This window comes from Streptomyces sp. NPDC001070 (genome assembly GCF_053598835.1).
In genome coordinates this window covers 34,242-59,106 of the sequence record NZ_JBSFLB010000031.1, presented here as the reverse complement: position 1 = coordinate 59,106, position 24,865 = coordinate 34,242, and the positions used below count along the sequence as shown (strand labels likewise).

Genomic DNA, 24,865 nt, shown 5'->3' with positions numbered 1-24,865 from the left:
GCCACTCCCCCACCGGCGCCGGTCACCAGCCGCGCTGGAGCAGCCCCCGGACCAGCCGGGCCACCCGCAGGCACGCCTCCTCGTCGGAGGCCGCGGGCGCGACGACATAGGAGACGGTGACGCGCACCGCCGTCTCGCAGGCCCAGCCGGTCTCGGCCGGGTCGAGCTTGGGGAAGCGCCGTTCCAGTACGGCCGCGGCACGTGCCCGGACCGCGTCGAGGAGTTCGACCGGGGCGAGCGGGAGGTCGTCCTTGCGCAGCCGCCGGCCCGGCAGTCGCGGCACCGGCACGAGCACGATGGCCGCCGCCGGGACCCGGTCCCCTCGGCAGCCGGTCAGTGCCGCGCGCACGAGCGGATTGCGGCGGGCGCTGTGCAGGGTCCAGGCGGTCGCGGCGGCGATGCAGTCGCCCGCGTCGGCACCATGGCGCCCGGCGGTGTTCAGGGCGTGCTCCACGCCCGCCAGGAAGTCGTCGGCCTCCCGCCGGGCCAGGGCGCGGGCGAGGCCCTCCTTGCTGCCGAACTCGTTGTAGAGCGTCTGCCGCGACACTCCGGCGGTGGCCGCGACATCGACCATTCTGATCGTCGCCCACGACCGGTCGCCCAGTGCGGACAGCGCCGCGTCCAGCAGGGATTCACGCGCTGTCGGCACGATTGCCTCCAAGCGGTCAGGCGGTACCGAGCGCCTCAAGGGGCTGTGGGGCCAGAATTGACGCGCTGTCGGTCCGTGTCAACCCTCCCCGCGTACCCTGCGTGACCTCGACCTGGTGCGATCGATACTGTTCGCTCCATGCCGGACTTCAACGACGATCTGCGCCTCGCGCACATCCTTGCCGACGCTGCCGACGCCGCCACCATGGAGCGCTTCAAGTCCCTGGACCTCAAGGTCGAGACCAAGCCCGACATGACGCCGGTCAGCGAGGCGGACAAGCGCGCCGAGGAGCTGATCCGCAGTCAGCTCGGCCGGGCGAGACCGCGCGACGCCGTGCTCGGCGAGGAGTACGGCACGGAGGGCACCGGCCCGCGGCGCTGGATCATCGACCCGATCGACGGCACCAAGAACTACGTCCGCGGGGTGCCCGTGTGGGCCACCCTCATCGCGCTGATGGTGCGCGGGGAGCACGGCGACGAGGGCGTGGTCGGCATGGTGTCCGCTCCCGCGCTGGGGCGCCGTTGGTGGGCGTCGAAGGGCGGCGGCGCGTACACCGGGCGCAGCCTGGCCTCGGCCACCCGGCTGCGGGTGTCGCAGGTGAACCGGCTGGAGGACGCCTCCTTCGCGTACTCCTCGCTCAGCGGCTGGGAGGAGCAGGGCCGCCTGGACGGCTTCCTGGACCTGACCCGGTCCTGCTGGCGGACGCGCGCCTACGGCGACTTCTGGCCGTACATGATGGTCGCCGAGGGCGCGGTGGACATCTGCGCGGAGCCCGAACTGAGCCTGTGGGACATGGCGGCGAACGAGGTGATCGTGCGTGAGGCCGGCGGGCGCTTCACCAGCCTGGACGGGACCGCGGGTCCGTACGGGGGGAACGCGGCGGCGTCCAACGGGCTGCTGCACGAGGACATGCTCGCCTTTCTGAACCGCCCGTAATCGACCGACCCCTCACACTACCGATCACCCTCCGCACGCCCCTTGCTGCGCGGTGCAGCCCATGTGAACATGAGAATGCGTGAGCTTGTGCATTTGTGAAACGGTTCTCAAGACGGCCACGACGCAGCCCAAGGGGTATCCCATGCTCGTACGCGACGCCATGAGCACGGTCGTTCTCACGGTCGGTCCCGCTCACACCCTCCGCCAGGCCGCCCGGCTGATGTCCGCCCGACGGGTGGGCGCGGCGGTGGTACTCGATCCCGACACCTGCGGTCTCGGCATCCTGACCGAGCGCGACATCCTCAACGCCGTCGGTGCGGGGCTCGACCCCGACCACGAACTCGCCGCCGCCCACACCACCACGGACGTGGTCTTCGCCGCGCCCCGGTGGACCCTCGAGGAGGCGGCCGCCGCGATGGTGCGCGGCGGCTTCCGGCACCTGGTGGTGCTGGACGACCGCAACCCGGTCGGCATGGTCTCCGTACGCGACATCGTGCGCTGCTGGCAGCCGGCGCGCGCCCTGGCCGGCTGACGGGCCGGACATGGATCGGAGGGGGCCGGGTGCCTGGACGCACCGGGCCCCCTCCGGGTCTGTGGCGACGAGCGCCGGTCAGCCGCGCAGGGCCCGCACGGCGGCCTCCAGCCGCTTGCCGAAGTCCTCGTCGGCCCGGCGGAAGTTGCCGATCGCGCGCTCGGCGATGTCGTCGCGCGACACCTTGGCGATGAAGCCGGAGAGGTTGGCGACCAGACGCTCCTTCTCCTCCTCCGACATCAGCCGGTAGAGGTCGCCCGCCTGGACGAAGTCGTCGTCGTCCGCGTGCGAGGGCGCCTCGTGGCTGCCGGTCCAGCCGGTGACCGCGGTGGCCGACCACAGCGGACGGCCGGTCTGGGCCGGGCCGCCGAAGCTGTTCGGCTCGTAGTTCTTGGCGCCGCCGTGGCGGCCGTCGTAGTAGGAACCGTCACGGCCGTTGGTGCGCGCCTCGGTGGCGTGCGGACGGTTCACCGGCAGGTGGTCGGCGTTGGCGCCGACGCGGTAGCGGTGCGCGTCGCCGTAGGCGAACAGACGGCCCTGCAGCATCTTGTCCGGAGACGGGCCGATGCCGGGCACGAAGTGCGCCGGGGAGAAGATCGACTGCTCCACCTCGGCGAAGATGTTCTGCGGGTTGCGGTTGAGCTCCAGCTTGCCGATCTCGATCGGCGGGTAGTCCTCGTGCGGCCACACCTTGGTGAGGTCGAACGGATTGAAGCGGTAGGTCGCCGCCTCGGCCGCCGGCATGATCTGCACCTGCACGGTCCAGCTCGGGAACTCCCCGCGCTCGATGGCCTCGCGCAGGTCGCGCTGGTGGGAGTCGGGGTCCTCACCGGCGAGCCGGTTGGCCTCGTCCTGGGTGAGGTTCCTGATGCCCTGGTCGGTCTTGAAGTGGTACTTGACCCAGAAGACCTCGCCCGCCTGGTTGTTCCACTGGTAGGTGTGCGAGCCGTAGCCGTTCATGTGCCGGTAGCCCGCGGGGATGCCTCGGTCGCCGAAGAGCCAGGTCACCTGGTGCGTCGACTCGGGCGACAGGCCCCAGAAGTCCCAGACGTTGTCCGCCTCCTGGGAGTCGGTGTACGGGTCGCGCTTCTGGGTGTGGATGAAGTCGGGGAACTTGATGGCGTCCTTGATGAAGAACACCGGGGTGTTGTTCCCGACGAGGTCGTAGTTGCCCTCCTCGGTGTAGAACTTCAGCGCGAAACCCCGGGGGTCGCGCACCGCGTCCGCCGCGCCCAGGTTGCCGGCCACGGTGGAGAACCGCAGGAAGGTCTCCGTCTGCTTGCCCACCTCGGACAGGAACTTCGCCCGGGTGTACTTCGTCACGTCCGCGGTCACCGTGAAGGTGCCGTAGGCACCGGCGCCACGCGCGTGCACCACGCGCTCCGGGATGCGCTCGCGGTTGAAACGGGCCAGCTTCTCCAGCAGCAGCTGGTCCTGGATCAGGACCGGCCCTCCGAGGCCCGCTGTCTCGCTGTTCTGGTTGTCCGCGACCGGGGCCCCTGCCTCCGTCGTCAGCGGACCGGTCTCCTGAACCGTCACGTGCCTCTCCCTGGGTTGGTGCCGTCCCTCGGCTCTCGCCGGAAGCGATCCTACGATAGACAGAGTCCAAGTCAAGAAGAGGATTAAACTCGTACTCATTCAGAACACGGACTGTCACTGTTAAGCTGTTGCCATCCCACTGATAGGTGAATTGGAATGAGTGACCTGCTGGAACGGCTGCGCGGACGCGGATGGCGTATGACCGCGCAGCGGCGTGTCGTGGCCGAGGTCCTGGACGGCGACCACGTTCACCTGACCGCTGACGAGGTGCACGCCCGCGCGGCGGCGCGACTGCCCGAGATCTCCCGGGCGACCGTCTACAACACGCTGGGCGAGCTGGTCTCGCTCGGCGAGGTCATAGAGGTCGCCACGGACGGGCGCGCCAAGCGGTACGACCCCAACGCCCATCGGCCGCACCAGCACCTGGTGTGCTCCAACTGCGGCACCGTCCGGGACGTCCACCCGCACGGCAACCCGCTGGCGGACCTGCCCGACGCCGAGCGCTTCGGCTTCACCATCGCCGGTGTCGAGGTCACCTACCGGGGCCTCTGCCCCGCCTGCGTCTGACGCTGCGCCTTCCGGCGCAGCCTTTCGGCGGCCTTCCGCACCCCCGGCTCCGGCCGGGTGCGGCCCACCCAGACCGTCTCCACCGGCACCTCCCCCGCGACCTTGGCGAGCGCCTCGAAGGCCTCCCGGGCCACCCCGGGGTCCGGATCCATGGCCAGCGGCCCCAGGTGCCGCAGCAGCCCCTCCTGCTGGGCGAGCCGGCCCGCCGCGCGCACCGCGGCCCGGCGTACGACCGGCGGCCACGGGGCGCGCGCCTCGCGCGCCAGCCTGAGCAGCAGCGGCACGTCGGCGGCGTCACCGCACTCCCCCAGCCCCGTCGCCAGCCCGGCGACCAGCCGCGGCGGGCTCTGCGGGCCGCAGCGCAGCAGCTGCCTGCGGTAGGCCAGCGCCGGGGGCTCCCCCCTGCTGTACAGCCGCCAGCGGGCCTGCGCGCGGACGATCCGCGCCGGGTCGGCCAGCGGGGCGGTCAGCCGCGCCGCGGGCACGTCGTCGGGCAGCGCCGCCACCGCCAGCTCCCGCACGGCCGCGGACCTGGCCCACAGCAGCCGCCCCGCCTGGTCCGGATCCATCTGAAGCAGCCGCTCGGCACACAGCCTGCGGCACACCTGGTCCGGGTCGCGCAGCGCGGTCCGCACGAGGTCTCCGCGGACGAACTCCCCGAGCTCCAGAGCCAGTTCCACCCCGAACCGCCGGGTCAGCGGGTCCGCGTCGGCCGCCAGCGCGCGGACCGCCCGCCGGGCCTCGGGGGCCGCCAGCACCCCGCGGTACGCCTCGGGGGTCTCCGCCGCCCGGCTGCGCCCGCGCAGCCTCAGCAGCAGCCGTACGGCCGCCGCGGCCTCGTCCGGGGCGGTACGGCGCAGCAGCGCCGCCACGGCCCGGTCCCGGACCGGGTCCACCCAGTCCGCCGTCCGCAGGGCCAGGGCGGCGGCCACCAGCGGGCCGCCGTGCAACGCCAGCTCCTCCACGGCGGCCTGGCGGGTACGCCCGTCCCGGTCCATCGCCGCGAGCAGCAGGCGCAGCGGCTCGCTCTCGCCGGGCGCCGGCGGCGTGCCCTCCGTCACGCGGGCGGCACGGTCCAGCAGCAGCCACAACCGGGGCGGGGCCGCGGCCAGCGCCTTCAGCGCCGCCGCGCGGTCGTAGGCGGCGTCCTCGCCCTCCGCGGCGGTCCGCAGCTCCGCGAGCAGTTCCTCCACGGCCGCGGCCGCGCACAGGCGACCCCACCGCGTCACATCCCTGAGTTCCGTCGGCCGCCGCTTACGCCGCCTGCGCAGCAACCCCGCCTCCTCGCGCCGCCCTGGGGCCTGCCCTCCGGGCCTCCGCGGCGTCACGCCGTCCCGCACGCGCCGGACGACGCACCTCACCCGTAGAGATCCGGGAGCAAGGCCCCAACCGCCTCTCCTCAGGATCGCGCGCCCGCGCCGGTCAGCCCAGGACTGCTCGCAGCCTTTTGCCCGAACCATGCCTGGGCTGTACCCAACGCATACAAGAAGGCCCGGAAGCCATGGCTTCCGGGCCTTCTCTCCAGTAGCGGGGACAGGATTTGAACCTGCGACCTCTGGGTTATGAGCCCAGCGAGCTACCGAGCTGCTCCACCCCGCGTCGTTGTGTCCCCAGGTTAACCTCCCGGCCCTGAGCAGCGCAAATCGCTTTCACGCGGAGAGCTCGTGCTCCAGTGCGTCCGTGAGCCGGGCGGCCCGCTCGGCCACCTCGGCGGGGCCGCACTCCACCGCGCGGGCGCACCATGCCTGGGCGTCCGCGAGCTGCCCGTGCCGCGCGGCCAGCAGGGCCAGCCGCAGCGCCGCGCGCCCGTGTCCCGCGTCGGCGGCACGCGTCCACCACAGGGCCGCCTCGGGCTCCGCCCCCTCGCGGGCGAGGAGCAGCCCGAGGTTGAAGGCGCCGTTGCGGCTGCCGCCCTCGGCGGCCTCCCGGTACCAGTGGGCGGCGTCGACGACGTCACCCCGCTTGGCGGCGCACATGCCGAGCCGTACCTGGGCGCGGCGGTGCCCCTGGCCGGCGGCGCGGGCGTACCACTCCTCCGCCTCGGCGGCGGCCTCCTCGGTGCCCTGGGCGTCGAGGAGCGCGCCGAGCCGGAAGGCGCCCTCCGGGCTGCCACCGCCCGCGGCGCACCGCAGGTGGCGCTCGGCACCGTGCGCGTCGCCCTCCTTCTGCAGGGCGATGGCGACCTGGAGCGCGGCCTCGCCGTGCCCGCTGGCCGCGGCGCGGTCGTACCAGCGCCGCGCGGTGGCGTCGTCGCCCCGCCCGGCGTACAGGATGCCGAGGTTGAAGGCGGCGTCCACGCTGCCCGCCTCCGCGGCCTTGGAGAACCACGGCTCGGCGCCCGCCGCGTCCCCGCGCTGCAGCAGCAGCACGGCGAGCGCGTTGGCCGCCTCGCGGTGCCCGGTGTAGGCGGCCTTCCGGTACCACTGCTCGGCCTGGGCCGTGCGGCCCTGGCCGGCGCACAGCAGCCCGAGGTTGAAGGCCCCGTTGATGTCCCCCGCCTCGAGCGCGGCCCGGTACCACCGCTCGGCGGTCTGGGTCTCGCCCTCCTGGGCGTGCAGCGCGCCGAGGGCGTTGGCGGCGTTGCCGTCGCCGGCGTTGGCGGCGCGCCGCCACCAGGTGGCGGCGCCGTCGACGTCACCGGCGTCGCGCAGCAGGAAGCCGAGCGCGCAGGCGGCGCGCGGCTCTCCGTCGCGGGCGGCGGTGAGGTACCAGCGCCTGGCCTCCTCGTTCTCGCCGCGCTCCTCCAGGAGCATGCCGAGGCGCAGGGCGGCACGGCGGTGCCGGCGGGCGGCGGCCTGCCGGTACCACTGCTCCGCCTCGCGCTCCTCGCCGCGCTCGGCGCAGATACCGGCGAGACGGTACGCGGCCTCGCGGTGGCCGTGCTCGGCGGCGGCGTGGAACCAGCGCTCGGCGCCGACGTCGCGCCGGTGGTCGAGCAGGTCGGCCAGCGCGTAGGCACCCAGGGTGTGCCCGGACTCGGCGGCCTGGCGCAGCCAGTACTCCGCGCCGGGCTCGTCACCGCGCTCGCGGAAGTGCCGGCCGAGCGCGTGCGCGGCCGCGGCTGAGCCGGCGACCGCGGCGATCCGCCACCAGCCGGCGGCCTCGTCGGCATAGCCGCGCTGGTGCAGCAGCAGACCCAGGTTGTTGGCGGCGGGGCGGTCCCCGCCGGCGGCGGCGCCGCGCAGGTGCGGCTCGGCGCCCTCGAGGTCGCCGCGACGCAGCAGCATGGTGCCGAGGACGCTCATGGCCGCGATGTCGCCGTGCTCGGCGGCCCGCCGGTGGCGCGCCTCGAGTTCGGCCTCCTCGCGGGCCTCCAGGGTCTCCTCGTCGGGGAGTTCGGACTCGATGAGGCGTTCCTCGTCGAGACCGCCCACCCGCGGACCGGGCAGCAGATCGGCGACGACCGGTACGAGTGCGGCCCCGGCCGCGGGCACGGTCGTCCGCCCCGCGGACCCGGTATCCCGGATCTGACGAGCGTTCAGCAGCCTTGCACCATCCCCCATGAGGTCCATCGTCGCATCACCCGTACCCGCAGTACACCTGGTATGCGGCAACCCTGCAGAGCTCAGCCGATCCCAGTTGGTCACTTCGTAGGTCACTACAGCGTTTTGTCGACTTCCCGACATGATGCCAGCCGAAACCTCAGCCGTACCAGTTCCCCCGTACAAGTGAAAGGGCCCGGAGTCTATTGACTCCGAGCCCTTTCGAACAGTAGCGGGGACAGGATTTGAACCTGCGACCTCTGGGTTATGAGCCCAGCGAGCTACCGAGCTGCTCCACCCCGCGTCGTTGTGCCCCAACAGTACCACGACGCGGGGTGGGCCCTGTCAGCCCTTGTTCTGCGCCTGCTTCTCGGCCTCCTGGGCCCGCTTCAGCGCGTCGGCGAGATCCTTCTGCGCCTGGCCGTACGCGTTCCAGTCGCCCTCCCTCAGTGCCTTCTCGCCCGCGTCGTACGCCTTCTGGGCGTCCTCCAGGGCCTGGGCGACCGTCGGGTTGCCGGAGGCCGGCGGCTCGGTGCCCCCGCCCGTCTGCGGCGGCGTCTCGGGCCGGCCGCCGTCGACCCCGAAGACCGCGTCGAGCGCCTGCCCGAGCGTGTCCTCGAACTCGGTCTGGCCGCCGTAGCTCACCAGGACCTTCTTCAGAAGCGGGTAGTTGGTGCCGGCGCCGCGCACATAGACCGGCTCGACGTACAGCAGCCCGCCGTCCAGCGGGACGGTCAGCAGGTTGCCGTACTCGACCTCCGAGTCGCCGCCCTTGAGCAGCCTGATCTTCTCCGCCACGTCGGGGTCGGAGTTGAACTGGCTCTGCACCTGCTGCGGTCCGGACACCGTGGTGTTCGACGGCAGCTTCAGCACCCTGATCGCGCCGTACTCCGGACTCGTCGCGTCCGCGTCGACCGCCATGAAGGCACTGAGGTTCTCGCGCTTGTTCGGCGTGAAGGTCGTGGTGAGCGAGAACGCCTGGGCGCTCTGGCCGGGCATCTTCAGGCTCAGGTAGTACGGCGGCACCGACTTCCCGGTCTTGGCGGCCGGGTCGTTGGGCACCTCCCACACCTCACTGCCGCTGTAGAAGGTCGACGCCTTGGTGACGTGGTAGCGCGTGAGCAGCTCGCGCTGCACCTTGAACAGGTCCTGCGGGTACCGCAGATGCGCCATCAGCGCGTCGTCGATCGCGGCCTTCGGCTTGACCGTGTCCGGGAAGGCCTTCATCCAGGTCTTCAGCACCGGGTCCTTGGTGTCCCACTGGTAGAGCGTGACCTTGCCGCTGTACGCGTCGACGGTCGCCTTGACCGAGTTGCGGATGTAGTTCACCTGGTTCTGCTGGGCCAGCACGGCGCGCTGCCCGTCGGTGAGCGAGTCCGCGGTGGTGTCGCCGAGCGTCGTGCGCGACGAGTACGGGTAGCCGTTGCTCGTCGTGTAGGCGTCCACGATCCACACCACGCGGCCGTCGACGACCGCCGGGTACGAGTCGCCGTCGATCGTCAGCCAGGGAGCGACGGCCTCGACCCGCTCCTTGGGCGTGCGGTTGTACAGGATCTGCGAGTCGTCGCCGACGGCGCCGGAGTAGAAGATCTGCGGCTCGCCGAAGGAGACCGCGTACGCGAGCCGGGTCACCGGGTTCTTCAGGCCTACGCCGCTCTTGGCGGTGTACGTGTACGGCTTCTCGCCGCTGTCGTCGGTGTAGTCGATCTCCGGAGTGGTCTTGTCCCCGACGATCGACCACTGCTTGGTCTGCTCGCCGTAGTAGATCCGCTGCTCGTACGTCCCGAGGTCGCCCTTGGTCGGCAGGTTGTACTCGGTGAAGTCCGGCTCGCCGCTGGCGGTCGTGGTGGTGCCCTTGGCCGCCACCATGCCGTAGCCGTGCGTGTACTTGAAGTGGTCGTTGATCCAGCTGTGCTGCGGGATGCCCTCGAGGTTCAGCTCCCGCAGGCCCACCACGGTGTCCTGCTCCTTGCCGTCGATCGTGTAGCGGTCGACGTCGAGCGTGGACGGGAACGCGTAGTAGCCGCGCACCTTCTGCAGCTGCTGGTACGTGGGCGAGACCACGTTCGGGTCTAGCAGGCGGATGGACGCGGCCGTGTCGGCGTCGCTGCGCAGCTTGTCCTTGGCGTCGCTGCTGGTGCCCGAGTAGTCGGCCACCTCGCTGTCGTCGATGCCGTACGCCTCACGCGTGGCATCGATGTTCTTCTGGATGTACGGCTGCTCCTTGGCGGCCTCGTTCGGCTGCACCTGGAACTTCTGCACGATCGCCGGGTACAGGCCGCCGATCAGGATCGCCGACAGCACCATCAGGCCGAAGCCGATCAGCGGCAGCGACCAGGTACGCCGCCACAACGTGGCGAAGAACAGCAGCGCGCAGATGATGGCGATGGCGAACAGGATCGTCTTGGCCGGCAGATAGGCGTTGGCGTCGACATAGCGCAGCCCCGTCCAGTCGCCCGACCTGAGGTTGCCGGACTTCACCGCGAGCGAGTAGCGGTCGAGCCAGTACGCGACCGCCTTCAAGGTGACGAACAGGCCGAGCAGCACCGACAGGTGGCCCGTGGCCGCCGCCGTCGCCCGGCCGCCCGGGGAGGTGATCCGCAGGCCGCCGTACAGGTAGTGCACCAGCGCCGCCGCCAGCAGCGACAGCACCACCGCCGCGAAGCCGAAGCTCAGCAGGAAGCGGTACCAGGGCAGGTCGAAGGCGTAGAAGGAGATGTCCACATGGAACTGCGGATCCTTGGTGCCGAACGACGTGGAGTTCGTCCACAGCAGCCATGTGCGCCACTGGCTGGAGGCGGAGGCACCGGCGATCAGCCCCACGAGCGCGCAGACGGTGAGCAGCACCCACTTCTTGTAGGGGGCGATGCCCATCCGGTAGCGGTCGAGGCTCTGCTGCTCCATCGACATCGCGCTCAGCGGCGGACGCAGCCGGTGCGCGAGGTACACGTTGACGCCGACGGCCGCGGCCATCAGCAGACCGAAGACGAAGAACAGCCCGATCTTCGTCCACAGGGTGGTGGTGAAGACCGAGGAATAGTGGACGGAGCGATACCAGAGCCAGTCGGTCCAGAAGCCCGAGAACATGACGAAGGCCATGGCCAGCACGGCCAGTACGCCCAAGGTCATGAGCAGGGTCCGGGCTCGCCGCGACGGGCGGCCCACTCTGATCCGCGGCCCGTGCGGACCCCCGCCGCGGTCCGGCATCTGGAATACCAAGGTGCGCACCTCGAAGTGTCGGTCTCCGTCGGACGCCCTCCCGGCGCCCACTGATGCAACTTACCCACGGTTTTCTCAGTTCCCCAAGGCTCCCGATTGGGGATGCGGGTCACAGAACAGGCAGGATATTGAGCATGTCCAACATCACGTCCGAGGGTGCGCCGCTCGCCGCGACCCCGCTCACCCGTGCCGTTCTCGAGATCGACGACTACGCGTCCGCTCTGGGCTGGGACCAGCCCGCCCGGCTGTTCGCCCTGGTCGACACCGCGCGGCTGCGCTCCCAGGAGCCGAAGCTCGCCGAGGAGCTGGGGCTCGGCGCGGAGAACACCGGCGGGCTGACCCCGATCGAGCAGGACGAGCTGCCGGCGGGCACCGCGCTGGACGAGTTCCTGGCCACCATCGCCTGGCCCGACGTCGTCAGCGGCTGCGCGCTCACCGTGGAGCGGCTGATGCTGCCGCCGTCCGCGGAGGAGTCCATCCCCGACGGCCTGGACGACGCGGCGCTGACCCGCTGGGTCGCCGAGCACCCCGAGCGCCAGGAGGTCCGCATGACGGTGGGCGTGCTGCGGGACGGGTCCCGGGAGTCCGCGGTGCGGCTGCGCGAGAAGGACTCGCCGACCGAGGTGCTGACCGGCTCCGGGCTGGTGCCGGGGCTCGCCGACGCCCTGGCGGCGACCTTCGAGGACTGACGCCTGCGGCCCCGGGGAGCACCCCGGGGCCGCAGGAGGGGAACCCCTGGGCTCAGCTCGCCGAGCAGCCGGGCAGGTCCGACGTCTTCCCCGCGCGGATGTCCTTGAGCGCGTCCAGGGCGTCGTCGATGGTCTTCACCTTGACCAGGGTGAGGCCGCTCGGGGTGCCCGCGGCCGCCTCCGCGCAGTTGTCCGCGGGGGTCAGGAAGTACTCGGCGCCCTTCTCCCGCGCGCCGATGGTCTTCATGTCTATGCCGCCGATGGGGCCGACCTTGCCCTCGTCGTCGATCGTGCCGGTGCCCGCGACGAACTTGCCGCCGGTGAGGTCCTCGGGGGTGAGCTTGTCGACGATGCCCAGCGCGAACATCAGGCCGGCGCTCGGGCCGCCGACGTCCGCCAGCTTGATGTCGATCTTGAACGGGAAGGTGTGCTCGACGCCGGCCTGGATGCCCACGACAGCCCGGGACTCGCCGTCGTCGTCCGACTTCGCGGTGGTGATGGTCACATCCTGCGTGACGCCGCCCTTGACCCCCTTGGGCTCGATGGTGAACGCCACCTTCTCGCCCGGCTGGTGCTTGGTGACCAGCTCGGCGACGTCGCCCGCCGCCTTGACCGGCTTGCCGTCCACGGCCTTGATCACGTCACCGGCGTGCAGCTTGCCCTCGGCCGGTGCGTCCTTGACCACCGCGGAGACGATCACCCGGGAGCCGACGGGTATGCCCAGCTCCTTGAGCGCCGCGACCTTCGCGCTGTCCTGGGACTGGGTGAACTCCTCGGCGTTCTCCTGATCGGCCTGCTCGGCCGTCTGCCCCTTGGGGTAGAGCGTGTCGTGCTCGACCACCTTCTGGTCGTGCGCCAGCCACCCGGTGACCGCCTCGACCAGGTTCATCGAGTAGTCCGCACTCGTCACGCGCACCGTGGTCATGTTGAGGTGACCACTGGTCGGATACGTCTTGTGGCCGGAGATCTGCAGCACGGGCGCACCGCCGTGCGACCCGAGTGTGTTCACCGTGGGGCCCGGCGACATCTCCGCGTACGGCACGGGCCACAGGAGCGCCACACACAGCAGCGCTATCAGGGTCAGAGTCGACGCGAGCAGCGTCGCGGTGCGGCGTGGCATGGAACGACAGTACGGTACGGAACCGGCAGCCGCCCCGTGGGGCCTCAGGCCGGGCCGCCCGATCCGGTGCGCTGCATGGCCTCGCGGAAACGCTCGTAGTCGGCGAGCGAGGCGCCGTCCCCGGTGGAGCGCGTACGCGCCGCCCAGCTTCCCCAGACGGCCGCGGCGATCGCGGCGACCACCGGGATGAGCAACCATGCGAGCGCTGCCACTTCGGCCTCCTGGACGCGCATGCCGATCAAGAACTATGAGCAGACTAATCTTCTGCTGCTATAACGTTCCGGGCGGGTCCCAGGTTACGCAACCGCAGGTGGGCCACCGAGTGGGGGCGTTTCGCGGGGTCAGTGGGCGCAGGCGCCGACCCATTCCTCGGTGCCGTCGGCGAACTCCTGGTGCTTCCAGATGGGGACCTCGCGCTTGAGGTCGTCGATGAGGCGCCGGCAGGCGGCGAACGCCTCGGCCCGGTGCGGGCAGGAGACGGCGACGACGACCGCGAGGTCGCCGACGCGGAGATCGCCCACCCGGTGGACGGCGGCCAGCGCGTTGACGGGGAAGTCCGCGGCGACCTTCTCCGCGACGCGGCGCAGCTCGGCCTCCGCGCTCGGATGGGCCGAGTAGCCCAGCCCGGTCACCTCGGCGCCCGAGGGGCCGTCGTGGTCGCGGACCGAGCCGACGAACAGCGCGGTGCCCCCGGCGGAGTCGTGCCCCACGGCGCGGAAGACCTCGTCCACGGACAGCTCCGTGTCCCGGACCGCGATGAGCCGGAGGGGTTCGTCGTGCGTGTGTGCCATGCGGCTCATGCTGCCCCATCGCCCGACATGCGGAAACCCCCTTCCGGAGCGAGTTTGCGCGGCGACTCTCAGACGCCCCGGCGTTTGCGCGCCCGCCGCACCATCGCCGCCGTGCCGACCAGGGCGACCGTCGCGCCCGCCGCGCCGAGCGTGGCCGCGTCCTTGCGGCCCAGGCGGCGCCCGACGACGGAGTTGCGGCCGGAGACCTCCTCCAGCAGGACGGCCAGCACCTCCTCGTTGGTCCACTTCGGCCGCCAGCCCGACTCGTGCAGCCGGCTGCCGCTGACCACCCAGGGGTGCATCGTGTACGCCAGGTCACCCGCCGGTGAGGGGGTCAGCCCCAGCCGGTGCAGCCGGGAGGCCGCGCCGAGCGCCACCGCCGGCGGCAGCTCCATGCGGCGGATGCCGGAGAGCTCCTCGACCTCCTCCTGCTCCAGCCAGCCGTCGCAGCCCACCGCCATCTCGCCGTCGACCTTCTCCAGCGCCGCGTGCTCCAGCGCCGTCACCAGGTCCTCCACGTGGCAGAACTGCCAGCAGGGGCGGCTGCCGCCCACCACCAGCAGCCGCGGCGACTCGAAGTACCGGGTGAGCGCGGTGTCGGTGCCGCCGACCAGTACCGCAGGGCGCAGGACCGTCACATTGAGGCCGGGATGGGCGCGGGGTGCGCGCTTGCCGAGCCGCTCGATCTCCAGCAGGTCGCCCACGAAGGACGCCTCCGCGGTGGCGCGCAGGGGCGCGTCCTCGGCGAGCGGGATGTCGTTCTCCGGGTGGGCGCCGTAGACCATGGCCGAGGTGCACAGCACGACACGCCGCACCCCGGCGGCGGCCGCCGCCGTGAGGACCGTCTGCGTACCGCGCACATTGAAGGCGCTGCGCGCCCTGGGGTCGGATTCGAGGTCGAGGTCGAGCGCGAGGTGGACGACGACGTCCACGCCGCGCAGCCGCTCGGCGATCGCCGGGTCCCGTACATCGAGCACGGCCCACTGGGCGCCGGGCACGTCACCGCGCCGCTCGTCGATCGCCACGACCTTCTTGACCTGGTCGGATTCGGCCAGCCGCAGGGCCAGCAGTCTGCCGACGCCGGAGGCGGCGCCAGTGACGGCGACCACCGGTCCGGCGGCGGCCCTGCCGCCGCTCCGCTCTGGGCGAACGGTCGGTTCTGGGGAACTCACCAGGTGTCTCCCACGGTTGTTTCTGGTACCAGGTGCGCGGTCCGCAACCACGGTCCGTACGCAGCCATCCTGCCTGACGGGTGTCTAGGCTGGAGGTACAGCCCACAACACACAGAGCCGAGGAAACCGTGAGCGACATCCCATTCGGATTCGGAGTCCCTCCCGAGGAGCCCGAGGAAGGGGACGACAGCAAGAAGCCGAGCGGCTCCGGCGGTGGCTCCGGGGGACCTGGCAGTCCCTTCGGCTTCGGCGGCGGAAATCCCTTCGGCGGCGGCATGGGCGGTGACAACCCCTTCGCCGCGATGTTCGGTTCGCTGAACCCCAACGACCTGGGCGCGGCCTTCCAGCAGCTCGGCCAGATGCTCTCGTACGAGGGCGGCCCGGTTAACTGGGACATGGCCAAGGACATCGCCCGGCAGACGGTCGCCCAGGGCACCCCGGAAGGGTCCAAGGACGTCAGCGTGGGCCCCGCGGACCGGGCGAAGGTCCAGGAGGCGCTGCGGCTCGCGGACCTGTGGCTCGACGGGGTGACGTCCATGCCCTCGGGCGCCGGCTCGGCCGTGGCGTGGAGCCGCGCCGAGTGGGTCGAGGCGACCCTGCCGGTGTGGAAGGAGCTGGTCGACCCGGTCGCCGAGCGCGTCGGCACGGCGATGGGCGATGTGCTGCCCGAGGAGATGCAGGCCATGGCGGGCCCGCTGCTCGGCATGATGCGCTCCATGGGCGGCGCCATGTTCGGCACGCAGATCGGGCAGGCGCTGGGCACGCTGGCGGGTGAGGTCGTGGGCTCGACCGACATCGGCCTGCCGCTCGGCCCGGCCGGCAAGGCCGCACTGCTCCCGGCCAATGTGGACGCCTTCGGCAAGGGCCTGAGCGTGCCGCAGGACGAGGTCCGGCTCTACCTGGCGCTGCGCGAGGCGGCGCACCAGCGGCTGTTCGCCCATGTTCCGTGGCTGCGGGCACACCTGTTCGGCGCCGTCGAGGGGTACGCCCGCGGTATCAAGGTGGACACCGCGAAGCTGGAGGACGCGGTCGGCCAGCTCGACCCGTCGAACCCGGAGGCGCTCCAGGAGGCGCTGCAGCAGGGCATGTTCCAGCCCGAGGACACCCCGGAGCAGAAGGCGGCCCTCGCCCGGCTGGAGACCGCCCTCGCCCTCGTCGAGGGCTGGGTGGACGCGGTCGTGCACGCCGCCGCGGCACCACATCTGCCGTCCGCCGGGGCGCTGCGCGAGACGCTGCGCCGGCGCCGGGCGACCGGCGGTCCCGCCGAGCAGACCTTCGCCACGCTGATCGGCCTGGAACTGCGGCCCCGCCGGCTGCGGGACGCCTCCCGGCTGTGGGCCTCGCTGACGGACGCCCGCGGTGTCGACGGGCGGGACGGGCTCTGGGCCCACCCCGACATGCTGCCGACCGCCGCCGACCTGGACGACCCCGACGGCTTCGTCCACCGCGAGCAGATGGACTTCTCCGAGCTGGACAAGATCCTCGGAGAGGCCGCGCGCGGCCGGGTCGAGGATGCCGAGGGCGGCGAGGACAAGCGCGGCGGCGCGGGCGACGACGGCAAGGGCGACGACGAGAAGTGAGCCTGCACGACGACGCCGTGCGCGTCCTGAAGGACTGGACGACGCCCGACGCGGGACAGGAGCGGCTCCGGGCGGAGTATCTGGCCCACCTGGAGGCGCACCCGGACGGCATGTGGAAGGCCTGTGGCGAGGGACACATCACCGGCAGCGCCCTGGTGGTGGACCCGGGGCGCGGGCGCGTCCTGCTGACCCTGCACAAGAAGCTCGGGATGTGGCTGCAGATGGGCGGTCACTGCGAGCCGGAGGACACCTCGCTGGCCGGGGCCGCGCTGCGGGAGGGCGTCGAGGAGTCGGGCATCGCCGGGCTGAGCCTGCTGCGTCCCGAGCCGGTCAACCTCGATCGGCACCTGACGCCGTGCGCCTGGCACCTCGACGTGCAGTACGCGGCCGTGGCGCCGCCGGGCGCGGTGGAGGAGATCAGCGAGGAGTCGCTGGACCTGAAGTGGTTCTCCTACGACGAGGTCGCCGACGTGGCGGACGGCTCGGTCCGGACGCTGCTGGCCCGCACCCGCGCGCTGCTCTGAGGCGGCGCGCGGGGCGGGACCCGCACCTGGGTCTCAGCGGTCGGGGTTCTCAGCGGTTGCTGAAGATGTTGCCCTGGTTCATGCCGTGCGCGCCCTGCTGGCCGAAGCCGTACTGGGCGGCGACGCCCCCGCCGAGCTGTGCGTTCTGCGGCGGCATCAGCTCACTGGGCTGGACCAGGACGTAGCCCTGGCCGAGGAAGTTGAGCTCCCAGCCCTCACCGGTGTTGCCGCGCCGCCGCCAGACGCCCGAGGAACTGGTCTGCGCCTGCATCTGCACCCGGAGCGAGGACGACCAGGCGACGACCGCGTCGGAGTCGGCGGAGACGTACTTGTCCGGGGTGACCGGCATCAGCAGCGGCTTGCCCGAGGTCATCAGCGCGACCTTGCCGCGCCCCGAGATGTTGAGGTTGTAGGCGCCGCTGCCGGAGATGCCGAACTGGCTGTCGACGGAGATGACCTCCCAGTGCAGCCCCGAGTCCAGCGCCAGCACATAGGCGCCGTCCACGGTCAGGCCCTCCTGGTCCACATCGACGACGTGGATGTGCTGGGCGAGGTTGGCGAGGTAGACGGTGCCCTGCCCGGAGCAGCGCATCAGGTCCAGGCCCTCACCGGTGCGGTAGCGGGCGCCGCGCTGGGCGTGGCTCTGGTACTCGCCGTCGAACTCGATCAGGCCCTGGTAGGCGACCATGGCGCCCTTGCGGGCCAGGCAGTCGCTCCTGCCGTCGAGCTTGACCCGCAGCAGGTACGGGTTCTGGAGTGCGTACCGGTCCTCGGTCTGGACCTCGGTGTAGCCGAAAAGCGGGCTCTGCATGGTGTCTCGCTCCCCCTCAGCCCCGGACTCGGAGGCGGTCGGTGCTGTCCTCACTGGGTTGGACGACGACGAAGCCCTGGCCGGAGAAGCCGATCTGGAACGCTTCGCCGCTGCCGCGCCCGATGAGGGCGGAGGCCTTGAAGCTGCGCTTCGCCTTGGTCTTCAGCCCGCTCGACCAGGCCACGAGCGCGTCCGGGTCGACATAGGTCTCGTCCTCGCCGCGGCCGCAGTCGACCACGACCGGGGTGCCGCGCGAGGTGATGGCCACCCAGCCGGTGCCCGAGATCCCGACGTTGAACAGACCCTGGCCGGCGAACTTGGCCAGGCCCTTCACCCGCTCCACGCCCCACTGCAGATGGGCGTCGAAGGCGAGCAAATTGCTGCCGTTGACCGACAGCGCCTCGTTGTTGAGGTAGACGCAGACGACGTCGGCGCCGTAGTCCGCGAGGTAGAGCAGTCCGTCGCCGGAGCACTTCATGAGCGGCGCGCCCTCGCCGGTGAGCCATTGCGAGGCCATCTGCCGGACGGCGGGCGGGTTGGGCTCGTACTGCACGAAGCCCTCGTACGCGACCATCGAACCGGTGCGCGCGAAGAGGTCCTGACCGCTCTGCATGGCCACCTTCAGCATGCTGCTGCCGTGGTTCTCCATGCGGGCGGTGACCGGTGCCGGGGCGTACCCGGAGATCAGTGCCTGGTCCATGACGGGCTCCCCCTCAGACCTCGTAGGGCTGGACGATGATGAAGTTCCCCGGAGCGCCCCGGAACTGGAGGTTGACGGTCTCCCCGCTGTGTCCCGGGTAGGCGTTCCTGCGCAGCCGCACCTGGCTGGAGAGCACCACCTGCGAGGCCGCCGACCAGGCGACGATCGCGTTGCTGTCGGCGTAGGTGGTCGGGGTGACCGGGAGCACCACCGGGGTGCCGTGGGTCTTGACCACGACGGTGCCCGTGCCCTGGAACTGCATGGTGAACAGGGCGCCGCCCGGGATCCCGTGGCCCTCGATGCGGCGCACCTCGTGCTGGAGGGACTCGTCGAAGGCGAGCACGTTCTCGGCGGAGACGCAGATGGCGTCGCCCTGGAGCTCGATGGGGTGCAGGTACGACGCGTCCTCGGCGAAGAAGACCTGCCCGCGGCCGGTGCAGCGCATCAGCTGCATCTCCTGGCCGGTCATGTTGCCGACGATGCGGCCGGTGAACCCGGCTCCCTTGTAACCGAATTCGACCTTGCCCTGGTAGAGCACCATGCTGCCCTGGCGGGCGAGCACGGGCTGGCCGCCCGCCTGGGAGAGGTCGGCGCGCATCAGCTTCGGGTTCTGCTGGGTCCAACGCTGGCCGGTCGGCACCTCGCGGTACTTCTGCATGGCGGCCGCCAGACCGGCGCCGGGGGTCTGCGGGACCTGGCCGGCGTGCGGGGCCTGGGGCGGCCGGCCGAAGGCGGGCTGCCCCGGCATGCCCTGACCGGGCACGGGCTGACCGTACGGCGCCTGGCCCGGGGCGGGCTGACCGTACGGGGGCTGACCGTAGGGCGCCTGACCGGGCATCTGGCCGGGGACGTGGCCCGGCGGGGCCTGCGGCGGCGGGACCTGGCCGAACGGCGGCGCGCCGGGAGGCGCCTGGGGCGGCGGCGTGGTCATCGGCGCCACCATGGTGGGGGCGGCGTGGATGGGCGCGGGGGCCGGAGCGGGGCCCGGGGGCGCGCCGAAGGTCGGGGCGGGCTGCGGCGGGGCGGGCGGTGCGGAGGCCGCCGCCGGGGGCGCGAAGCCGGGTGCGGGGCCCGCCGGAGGGGCGAAGCCCGGTGCCGCCGCGGCCGGCTGCTGGGGCGCGGCCTGCTGTTCCTCGGCGACCTCGCCTCCGAAGTTCTTCAGCAGGGCGTCCAGTCCCCCGTCGAAGCCCTGGCCGACGGCCGCGAAGCGCCAGACGTCCTTGAGGTAGATGTCGGCGAGCATGACCGCGCGCTCGGTGCTGAACTCGGCGCCCGTGAAGGCGTAGCGGGCGACTTCCTCGCCCCCGGCGACGATCCTGAGGTAGCCGGGGCCGACCTGCGACATCTGCCCGGCGCCGTCGATGGTCGCGGTGAAACTCAGCTTGTGGATCTGCGCGGGGATGCGGTCCAGTGTCACCCGGAAGGACTCGGTGTCCCCTGCCTGCGCACCCAGCTGCTGGATCGCCTCCTCGGGCGACTTGGGCTGGTTGTAGAAGATGAAGTAGCGGTCGTCGGAGAGCTGTTCTCCGGCGTCGAGCCCGAAGCAGCTGATGTCGAAGCCGAGACCGGGGCCGTTGATCTGCACGCCGATGTACAGATCCGTCCCCGCGGTCAGGTCACTGATCTTGGCCTTGTGGCCGCGCTGGAATTCCCTGGCCATTGCTAAGGACCGTCCCCCCATCCGTACGTACTTGTTGCGTTGCGCCAGGCTAACCGCTGGCCGTGACAGGGGCTATTCCCCGGCTATTCCTCGCGTGCCGTCGGCGGATGAGGCAGCCGGGCCGCGGCGACCACGCCCTCCAGGTATCCCCGTGCGCGTTCGGTGCGCGGATAGGACTCCAGCAGCCTCCAGAAGCCCGGCCCGTGCCCGGGGACGAGGAGGTGGGCGAGTTCGTGGAGGAGCACGTAGTCGATGACGTACTCGGGCATGCCCTGGAGCCGGTGGGACAGGCGGATGCTGCCCTCGGCCGGCGTGCACGAGCCCCACCGGGAGTTCTGGTTGGTGACCCAGCGCACGGTCCGCGGGGCGGCACGGCCGCCGAGGTACTGGGCGGACAGCTGTGCGGCGCGGGCGCCCAGCTCGTCGTCGCCGAGCCGGCGGCGGCTCTCCTGGGCGGCGAGCTTGTCGAGCATGACCGTCACCCAGCGTTTCTCCTCGGCGGCGGACATCCGGGCCGGGATCAGGACCACGGTGACGTCGCCCTCGCGGTACGCCGAGACCGTCCGGCGTCGTCGGGCGCTTCGGCGTACCTCGACCGCGCTGGTCCGATGGGTGCGCGGGGGCTGGCCGGAAAGACTCTGGGCGGGGTCGGCGGACACGCCCCGACGTTACCCGCCCGGGGTCCGGGAAGTCCCGCCCCCCGGTGCTGCTCGCCGAAAAAGGCGAGCGGCACGGATCCCCGGCGCCAGTCATACCGAATGATCATTCGCTGCGCCTGTGGATAACTTTCGCGGCCGAACCGCGGATTCCGGGCATGCTGGCCTGACACGGAATCCGGCCGATCTCTTGATCGGGAACTCAGCCCACGGGGGTGGCCATGCGTCCCATGCTCAAGCCGGCGATGCGCCGAAGTTGGCGCAGCCGGGAAAGCCTGCAATTCGGCGTCGACCCGGCGCACGCGGTCGTCCTGGATCCGGTGGACGGCGCGGCCGCCGCCTTCCTCGACCTGCTCGACGGGACGCGCGGGCTCGGGCCGCTGGCCCGCGAGGCCGAATCGCTGGGGCTGCGGCCTCCTCAGGCCCGGCGGCTGCTCGGGCTGCTGGCCGAGGGCGGTGTGCTGGACGACGCGACGGCGCACACCGAACTGTCCGCGACGATACGGCACCACTCGTCCGCGCTGGACAGGCTCCGTCCCGACCTGGCGGCGCTGTCGGTGGTGCACACCGACCCCGGCGGGGCGGCGGAGCGGATGAGCGGACGGCGGGCCGCCCGAGTGCGGGTGACCGGGGCGGGACGGGTCGGCGCGACGATCGCGGCGATCATCTCTGCGGCGGGGGTGGGCCGGGTCGACGTGCGCGACGGCGGCCGGGTCGAACCCTGGGACACCGCACCGGGCGGGATCCCGGCGGAGCACATCGGCGAACGCCGGGACGCGGCGGCGCGCGGGCTGGTGCGGCGGACGGCACCGGATCCGCGGGCGGCGGCGGTGGGCCGCAGGGGGCCGTCCGCCTCACCGGAGCCCGGGTTGTCCCTGGTGGTGATCGCGCCGCGCGACGGCCTGGCCGCCTACGCCCCCGACGCGCAGGAGGCCGAACCGCTGATGGCGGCCGGGATTCCCCATCTCTACGCGGGCGTGCTGGAAGGGCGGGGAGTGGTGGGTCCCCTGGTGGTGCCGGGGAGCACGGGGTGCGCGGGATGCCTGGGGCTGCGGATGGCGGACGCCGACGCCGCCTGGCCCCGGGTGCTGGCCCAGCTGCGGTCCGGCCGCGGTGGTGTCCCGGCCTGCGACGTCGCGCTGGCGACCACGGTGGCCGGGCTCGCCGCCGCGCATGCCCTCGCCTTCGTCGACGGCGGCCGACCGCCCAGCTGCGGGGGACGGGTCGAGATGGGCCTGGCCCGGCTGACGACGGAGGTGCGGCCGGTGCCCGGTGACCGCAGATGCGGATGCGGTGCGCCCGCCGGAGGTGCCGGACGGGCGGACGCCACCGGAGCTTTGTGACACGGCCGGTGCCATGGTCCGGGAGGGGAGGGGGACAATGACGAAGTGACCGATCGGAAAGAGGGGGCGCATGTCTGATCTTCCGCGCAAAGCGGTGACCCGTACGGCCAAGTTGGCCGCGCTCCCGCTGGGATTCGCCGGCCGGGCGACGCTGGGGCTGGGCAAGCGGCTCGGCGGCCGCCCCGCGGAAGTGGTCGCGACCGAGCTGCAGGAGCGGACGGCCGAACAGCTCTTCAAGGTCCTCGGCGAGCTGAAGGGCGGCGCGATGAAGTTCGGGCAGGCCCTGTCCGTCTTCGAGGCCGCCCTGCCCGAGGAGGTCGCGGGCCCCTACCGCGCCGCCCTCACCAAGCTGCAGGATGCCGCGCCCCCGATGCCGGCCCGCACCGTGCACGCCGTGCTGGCCGAGCGCCTCGGCGAGGACTGGCGCGAGCTCTTCACGGAGTTCGAGGACCAGCCGGCGGCGGCCGCCTCGATCGGGCAGGTGCACCGGGCCGTCTGGCACGACGGCCGCAAGGTCGCGGTCAAGGTGCAGTACCCCGGCGCGGGGGACGCCCTGCTGTCGGACCTCAATCAACTCGGCCGGGTGGCGAGGCTGTTCGGCCCGCTCATTCCCGGCATGGACATCAAGCCGCTGATCTCGGAGCTGCGCGACCGGGTCTCGGAGGAACTGGACTACGAACTGGAGGCGCAGGCCCAGCACGCCCACGCCGTGGAGTTCGCGGACGACCCGGACGTGGTGGTGCCCGATGTGGTGCACCGCACGGACCAGGTGCTGGTGACGGAGTGGATGGACGGGGTGCCGCTGGCGGAGGTGATCTCCCGGGGGACGGCGGAGATGCGCGACCGAGCCGGTCAGTTGCTGGCGCACTTCCTCTTCGCCGGACCGGCCCGCACAGGGCTGCTTCACGCCGATCCGCACCCGGGCAACTTCCGGCTGCTGGTCGACGACGGCCCGGCGCGGGGCTGGCGGCTGGGCGTGCTGGACTTCGGCACGGTGGACCGGCTGCCGGAGGGCCTGCCGCTGCCGATAGGGACGGCGCTGCGGATGGCGCTGGCCGACGACGCGGAGTCGGTGCACTCGATGCTCTGCCAGGAGGGCTTCGTCAAACCGACGATCGAACTCGACCCGGACGCAGTGCTGGACTACCTGCGGCCGATCATCGAGCCCGCGGCGGTGGACGAGTTCACTTTCGCGCGCGGCTGGATGCGCGCGCAGGCGGCGCGGGTCGCCGACCCGCGCTCGCCCGCCCACCAATTGGGCAAGCAGCTCAATCTGCCGCCCTCGTATCTGCTCATCCACCGGGTGACGCTCAGCACCATCGGGGTGCTGTGCCAGCTGGCGGCCACCGTCCGGCTGCGGGACGAGCTGCTCGAGTGGCTGCCCGGCTTCTCCGGGGAGGGGCTGGCCCCGCTGCCCGAGACCGAGGACGCCTCGGCCTAGGGCTGCTCCAGGGGCGGCCCCCTACCACCAGGAGGAGTCCAGCCGGCCTTCGATACTGCGGATGTTGCTGCGGGCGCAGTCGTCGCAGAAGTACACGCGGCTGCCGTTCTCGACGGAGCAGGTCCAGGTGAGGGGGAGTCCCTCGGCGACGGCCCCGCAGCGGGCGCACGTCGTCGTCGTGGGAGCAGTCCCGACCCGTTCGAATTGAGTCTTCTGGTCCACTTCGTGACGATACCGCGGGGCCGGTCGAAATCGACCGGCCCCGCGGTTGTGTGTCGTTGTCGATGTGCGAGCGCTACTGCATCACGGCCATGGCGAGCGCCCGGCGGGCGCGCAGCGAGGCGCGTTCGGCGCGGCGCTGCAGGCGCCGGGCGTTGAGCACGCGGAGAGCCATCCGTTCGTGCTCGGCCTCGTAGAGGCGCGCTTGCATATGGGCACGGGCCAGGGCTTCTGGCATGAGTTGCATTTCGAGGTTCCTGTTCTGACGCTCAGCGGGGGCGTCGGACGGCGGTGCGGGGCGTTCGGTGACGGACGGGTTCATCGGGGCCTGCTTCTTGGGGTCGTGCGTGAGGGGGCGGTCGATCGTTCCGACGGCTGGGCGCTTCATGCCACAACCGCGTTCTTGCGCGGACGGCCACGGGGACGCTTGCGCGGCACCACGACACCCTGGACGAAGAGCTCTCCACCCCAGACACCCCAGGGCTCACGGCGGTCCTTGGCGCCGGCGAGGCAGGCCTCGCGGACCGGGCAGGTCTGGCACAGCGACTTGGCGTACTCGACGTCGGCCGGGGACTCGGCGAAGAAGACCTCCGGGTCGTAGGTCCGGCACGGGACGGGGACGCCGAGGCGCTCGATCTCGTCGTCGAGCTCGGTGAGGGGCAGCAAGGGGACCTCCGGGTCAGGCGGGCGTACGGGGGCGGGTACGGACGGTGCGTGCGAGGTGAGATGCACGATCGCTTCGTTCCTCATCTGTTTGTCGGGGGTGGGAAAACAGAAGGGCCGCGGATCCCGGTCTGGGATTCCGCGGCCCTGAAGGCGCCGGCCTGATCGTCGATCAGACTGGATCGCTCCAGGGTTCGAGCCCGCGGAAGGCCCACTTCGGGTGCTGCTGCGTCATCTGGATTCCGGCACCATTGGTCGCCGCAAAGGCATAGGCCTGAGCCTCAGCCATTACTGCCACCGCCGGTGCCTGGGTCGGTCGCTCGCCGCCGCGCTCCCGAATGGAGAGAACGGTGGTGGGCAGACCGCCGGACAGGCGGCTGGACAGACCGGTGCCACGGAGCGAGGCACCAAGAGAGCATGCGGCGACGACCTGGCGATCGGTCATTTTGGTCTCGAAGCTGATCACTGGTCTCGCCTCCTCTCGGCGTCTCGTCGGGCTGATCTGACAGGTTGTGCTGGGTTAGTACATCACGGATCCCACCGCTCCGGGAAGGTCCTTCACAGAGCCGCTT

The 24,865-nt window shown here is 71.8% G+C and carries 25 protein-coding genes and 2 tRNA genes; 8 read left to right on the top strand and 19 right to left on the bottom strand.

What is annotated here, in order from left to right; translation table 11 throughout:
* Positions 1-22 precede the first annotated feature (22 nt).
* Positions 23-649 (bottom strand): TetR family transcriptional regulator, encoded by a 627-nt coding sequence (locus ACWDAS_RS31950; RefSeq protein WP_450397939.1) that lies wholly within the window; start codon positions 647-649, stop codon positions 23-25.
* Between the two features lie 138 nt (positions 650-787).
* On the opposite strand from ACWDAS_RS31950, the gene hisN reads away from it, so the two are divergent.
* Positions 788-1,585: a histidinol-phosphatase gene (hisN, locus tag ACWDAS_RS31945; protein WP_450397937.1), complete on the top strand. Its 798-nt coding sequence runs from the start codon at positions 788-790 to the stop codon at positions 1,583-1,585.
* Positions 1,586-1,727: 142 nt separating this feature from the next.
* Positions 1,728-2,117 carry a CBS domain-containing protein gene (locus ACWDAS_RS31940; protein WP_450397936.1) on the top strand — a complete coding sequence of 130 codons (390 nt, stop codon included), beginning with the start codon at positions 1,728-1,730 and terminating at the stop codon, positions 2,115-2,117.
* A 78-nt stretch (positions 2,118-2,195) separates the two neighbouring features.
* On the opposite strand, the gene ACWDAS_RS31935 is transcribed toward ACWDAS_RS31940, so the two are convergent.
* Complete coding sequence (locus tag ACWDAS_RS31935; RefSeq protein ID WP_450397935.1) at positions 2,196-3,656, bottom strand: catalase; 1,461 nt, start codon at positions 3,654-3,656, stop codon at positions 2,196-2,198.
* Positions 3,657-3,812: 156 nt separating this feature from the next.
* Between ACWDAS_RS31935 and ACWDAS_RS31930 the strand changes: the two genes are divergently transcribed.
* The gene (locus ACWDAS_RS31930; protein ID WP_450397933.1) at positions 3,813-4,223 is read left to right on the top strand and encodes a Fur family transcriptional regulator; all 411 of its coding nucleotides are present in this window, start codon (positions 3,813-3,815) and stop codon (positions 4,221-4,223) included.
* On the opposite strand, the gene ACWDAS_RS31925 is transcribed toward ACWDAS_RS31930, so the two are convergent.
* From ACWDAS_RS31925 to ACWDAS_RS31905, 5 genes are all read right to left on the bottom strand, one after another.
* A complete protein-coding gene (locus ACWDAS_RS31925) occupies positions 4,193-5,452 on the bottom strand; it encodes a hypothetical protein (RefSeq protein ID WP_450397932.1) in 1,260 nt (419 codons plus the stop codon). The two genes, ACWDAS_RS31930 and ACWDAS_RS31925, sit on opposite strands and share 31 nt — an antisense overlap.
* Positions 5,453-5,748: 296 nt before the next feature.
* Positions 5,749-5,822 (bottom strand) — tRNA-Met (locus ACWDAS_RS31920).
* Positions 5,823-5,872: 50 nt separating this feature from the next.
* The gene (locus tag ACWDAS_RS31915; RefSeq protein ID WP_450397931.1) at positions 5,873-7,726 is read right to left on the bottom strand and encodes a tetratricopeptide repeat protein; all 1,854 of its coding nucleotides are present in this window, start codon (positions 7,724-7,726) and stop codon (positions 5,873-5,875) included.
* Between the two features lie 209 nt (positions 7,727-7,935).
* Positions 7,936-8,009, bottom strand: a tRNA-Met gene (locus ACWDAS_RS31910).
* A 41-nt stretch (positions 8,010-8,050) separates the two neighbouring features.
* Positions 8,051-10,912: a UPF0182 family membrane protein gene (locus ACWDAS_RS31905; RefSeq protein ID WP_450398016.1), complete on the bottom strand. Its 2,862-nt coding sequence runs from the start codon at positions 10,910-10,912 to the stop codon at positions 8,051-8,053.
* A 146-nt stretch (positions 10,913-11,058) separates the two neighbouring features.
* Between ACWDAS_RS31905 and ACWDAS_RS31900 the strand changes: the two genes are divergently transcribed.
* Positions 11,059-11,613: a PPA1309 family protein gene (locus ACWDAS_RS31900; RefSeq protein WP_450397929.1), complete on the top strand. Its 555-nt coding sequence runs from the start codon at positions 11,059-11,061 to the stop codon at positions 11,611-11,613.
* A gap of 52 nt (positions 11,614-11,665) precedes the next feature.
* On the opposite strand, the gene ACWDAS_RS31895 is transcribed toward ACWDAS_RS31900, so the two are convergent.
* The 4 genes from ACWDAS_RS31895 to ACWDAS_RS31880 all read right to left on the bottom strand — a co-directional run bounded on the left by ACWDAS_RS31895 (position 11,666) and on the right by ACWDAS_RS31880 (position 14,696).
* A complete protein-coding gene (locus ACWDAS_RS31895; RefSeq protein WP_450397928.1) occupies positions 11,666-12,733 on the bottom strand; it encodes a YlbL family protein in 1,068 nt (355 codons plus the stop codon).
* Between the two features lie 44 nt (positions 12,734-12,777).
* Entirely contained in the window at positions 12,778-12,945 is a 168-nt protein-coding gene (locus tag ACWDAS_RS31890; RefSeq protein ID WP_450397926.1) for a hypothetical protein, read from the bottom strand.
* A gap of 129 nt (positions 12,946-13,074) precedes the next feature.
* A complete protein-coding gene (locus ACWDAS_RS31885; RefSeq protein ID WP_450397924.1) occupies positions 13,075-13,533 on the bottom strand; it encodes a molybdenum cofactor biosynthesis protein MoaE in 459 nt (152 codons plus the stop codon).
* 59 nt (positions 13,534-13,592) lie between these two features.
* Complete coding sequence (locus tag ACWDAS_RS31880; protein ID WP_450397922.1) at positions 13,593-14,696, bottom strand: SDR family oxidoreductase; 1,104 nt, start codon at positions 14,694-14,696, stop codon at positions 13,593-13,595.
* A 128-nt stretch (positions 14,697-14,824) separates the two neighbouring features.
* Here ACWDAS_RS31880 and ACWDAS_RS31875 point away from each other — a divergent pair, with 128 nt between their 5' ends.
* Positions 14,825-16,276 carry a zinc-dependent metalloprotease gene (locus tag ACWDAS_RS31875; RefSeq protein ID WP_450397920.1) on the top strand — a complete coding sequence of 484 codons (1,452 nt, stop codon included), beginning with the start codon at positions 14,825-14,827 and terminating at the stop codon, positions 16,274-16,276.
* Positions 16,273-16,800: an NUDIX domain-containing protein gene (locus tag ACWDAS_RS31870; protein ID WP_450397919.1), complete on the top strand. Its 528-nt coding sequence runs from the start codon at positions 16,273-16,275 to the stop codon at positions 16,798-16,800. The genes ACWDAS_RS31875 and ACWDAS_RS31870 overlap by 4 nt, the downstream gene beginning before the upstream one ends.
* Before the next feature lie 49 nt (positions 16,801-16,849).
* Here the strand turns inward: ACWDAS_RS31870 and ACWDAS_RS31865 are convergent, their stop codons facing one another.
* The 4 genes from ACWDAS_RS31865 to ACWDAS_RS31850 all read right to left on the bottom strand — a co-directional run bounded on the left by ACWDAS_RS31865 (position 16,850) and on the right by ACWDAS_RS31850 (position 20,630).
* Positions 16,850-17,611: an AIM24 family protein gene (locus tag ACWDAS_RS31865; RefSeq protein WP_450397918.1), complete on the bottom strand. Its 762-nt coding sequence runs from the start codon at positions 17,609-17,611 to the stop codon at positions 16,850-16,852.
* A gap of 16 nt (positions 17,612-17,627) precedes the next feature.
* Positions 17,628-18,311: an AIM24 family protein gene (locus ACWDAS_RS31860; RefSeq protein WP_450397916.1), complete on the bottom strand. Its 684-nt coding sequence runs from the start codon at positions 18,309-18,311 to the stop codon at positions 17,628-17,630.
* Between the two features lie 13 nt (positions 18,312-18,324).
* Complete coding sequence (locus tag ACWDAS_RS31855; RefSeq protein ID WP_450397914.1) at positions 18,325-19,971, bottom strand: TerD family protein; 1,647 nt, start codon at positions 19,969-19,971, stop codon at positions 18,325-18,327.
* Between the two features lie 83 nt (positions 19,972-20,054).
* The gene (locus tag ACWDAS_RS31850; protein WP_450397912.1) at positions 20,055-20,630 is read right to left on the bottom strand and encodes a M48 metallopeptidase family protein; all 576 of its coding nucleotides are present in this window, start codon (positions 20,628-20,630) and stop codon (positions 20,055-20,057) included.
* Between the two features lie 218 nt (positions 20,631-20,848).
* Here ACWDAS_RS31850 and ACWDAS_RS31845 point away from each other — a divergent pair, with 218 nt between their 5' ends.
* On the top strand, positions 20,849-21,970 hold the full coding sequence (locus ACWDAS_RS31845) for a TOMM precursor leader peptide-binding protein (protein ID WP_450398014.1): 1,122 nt from the start codon (positions 20,849-20,851) through the stop codon (positions 21,968-21,970).
* Positions 21,971-22,040: 70 nt separating this feature from the next.
* Complete coding sequence (locus tag ACWDAS_RS31840; protein WP_450397911.1) at positions 22,041-23,411, top strand: ABC1 kinase family protein; 1,371 nt, start codon at positions 22,041-22,043, stop codon at positions 23,409-23,411.
* Between the two features lie 21 nt (positions 23,412-23,432).
* Here the strand turns inward: ACWDAS_RS31840 and ACWDAS_RS31835 are convergent, their stop codons facing one another.
* The 4 genes from ACWDAS_RS31835 to ACWDAS_RS31820 form a co-directional block, all read right to left on the bottom strand.
* Positions 23,433-23,633 (bottom strand): hypothetical protein, encoded by a 201-nt coding sequence (locus ACWDAS_RS31835; protein ID WP_450397909.1) that lies wholly within the window; start codon positions 23,631-23,633, stop codon positions 23,433-23,435.
* Positions 23,634-23,706: 73 nt separating this feature from the next.
* Positions 23,707-24,018, bottom strand: a complete 312-nt coding sequence (locus tag ACWDAS_RS31830; protein ID WP_450397908.1) for a hypothetical protein — start codon at positions 24,016-24,018, stop codon at positions 23,707-23,709.
* The gene (locus tag ACWDAS_RS31825) at positions 24,015-24,362 is read right to left on the bottom strand and encodes a WhiB family transcriptional regulator (RefSeq protein ID WP_450397906.1); all 348 of its coding nucleotides are present in this window, start codon (positions 24,360-24,362) and stop codon (positions 24,015-24,017) included. Before ACWDAS_RS31825 ends, ACWDAS_RS31830 begins: the two co-directional genes overlap by 4 nt.
* Positions 24,363-24,465: 103 nt before the next feature.
* Positions 24,466-24,759: a hypothetical protein gene (locus ACWDAS_RS31820; RefSeq protein ID WP_450397904.1), complete on the bottom strand. Its 294-nt coding sequence runs from the start codon at positions 24,757-24,759 to the stop codon at positions 24,466-24,468.
* Between the last annotated feature and the right edge of the window lie 106 nt (positions 24,760-24,865).

Excerpts from the sequence above, each read along its gene's own strand:
- hisN (WP_450397937.1), top strand. The coding sequence starts at position 788 with ATGCCGGACTTCAACGACGATCTGCGCCTCGCGCACATCCTTGCCGAC.
- ACWDAS_RS31940 (WP_450397936.1), top strand. The coding sequence starts at position 1,728 with ATGCTCGTACGCGACGCCATGAGCACGGTCGTTCTCACGGTCGGTCCC.
- ACWDAS_RS31930 (WP_450397933.1), top strand. The coding sequence starts at position 3,813 with ATGAGTGACCTGCTGGAACGGCTGCGCGGACGCGGATGGCGTATGACC.
- ACWDAS_RS31915 (WP_450397931.1), bottom strand. The coding sequence starts at position 7,726 with ATGGGGGATGGTGCAAGGCTGCTGAACGCTCGTCAGATCCGGGATACC.
- ACWDAS_RS31905 (WP_450398016.1), bottom strand. The coding sequence starts at position 10,912 with ATGCCGGACCGCGGCGGGGGTCCGCACGGGCCGCGGATCAGAGTGGGC.
- ACWDAS_RS31900 (WP_450397929.1), top strand. The coding sequence starts at position 11,059 with ATGTCCAACATCACGTCCGAGGGTGCGCCGCTCGCCGCGACCCCGCTC.
- ACWDAS_RS31895 (WP_450397928.1), bottom strand. The coding sequence starts at position 12,733 with ATGCCACGCCGCACCGCGACGCTGCTCGCGTCGACTCTGACCCTGATA.
- ACWDAS_RS31885 (WP_450397924.1), bottom strand. The coding sequence starts at position 13,533 with ATGAGCCGCATGGCACACACGCACGACGAACCCCTCCGGCTCATCGCG.
- ACWDAS_RS31865 (WP_450397918.1), bottom strand. The coding sequence starts at position 17,611 with ATGCAGAGCCCGCTTTTCGGCTACACCGAGGTCCAGACCGAGGACCGG.
- ACWDAS_RS31860 (WP_450397916.1), bottom strand. The coding sequence starts at position 18,311 with ATGGACCAGGCACTGATCTCCGGGTACGCCCCGGCACCGGTCACCGCC.
- ACWDAS_RS31855 (WP_450397914.1), bottom strand. The coding sequence starts at position 19,971 with ATGGCCAGGGAATTCCAGCGCGGCCACAAGGCCAAGATCAGTGACCTG.
- ACWDAS_RS31845 (WP_450398014.1), top strand. The coding sequence starts at position 20,849 with ATGCGTCCCATGCTCAAGCCGGCGATGCGCCGAAGTTGGCGCAGCCGG.
- ACWDAS_RS31840 (WP_450397911.1), top strand. The coding sequence starts at position 22,041 with ATGTCTGATCTTCCGCGCAAAGCGGTGACCCGTACGGCCAAGTTGGCC.
- ACWDAS_RS31830 (WP_450397908.1), bottom strand. The coding sequence starts at position 24,018 with ATGAAGCGCCCAGCCGTCGGAACGATCGACCGCCCCCTCACGCACGAC.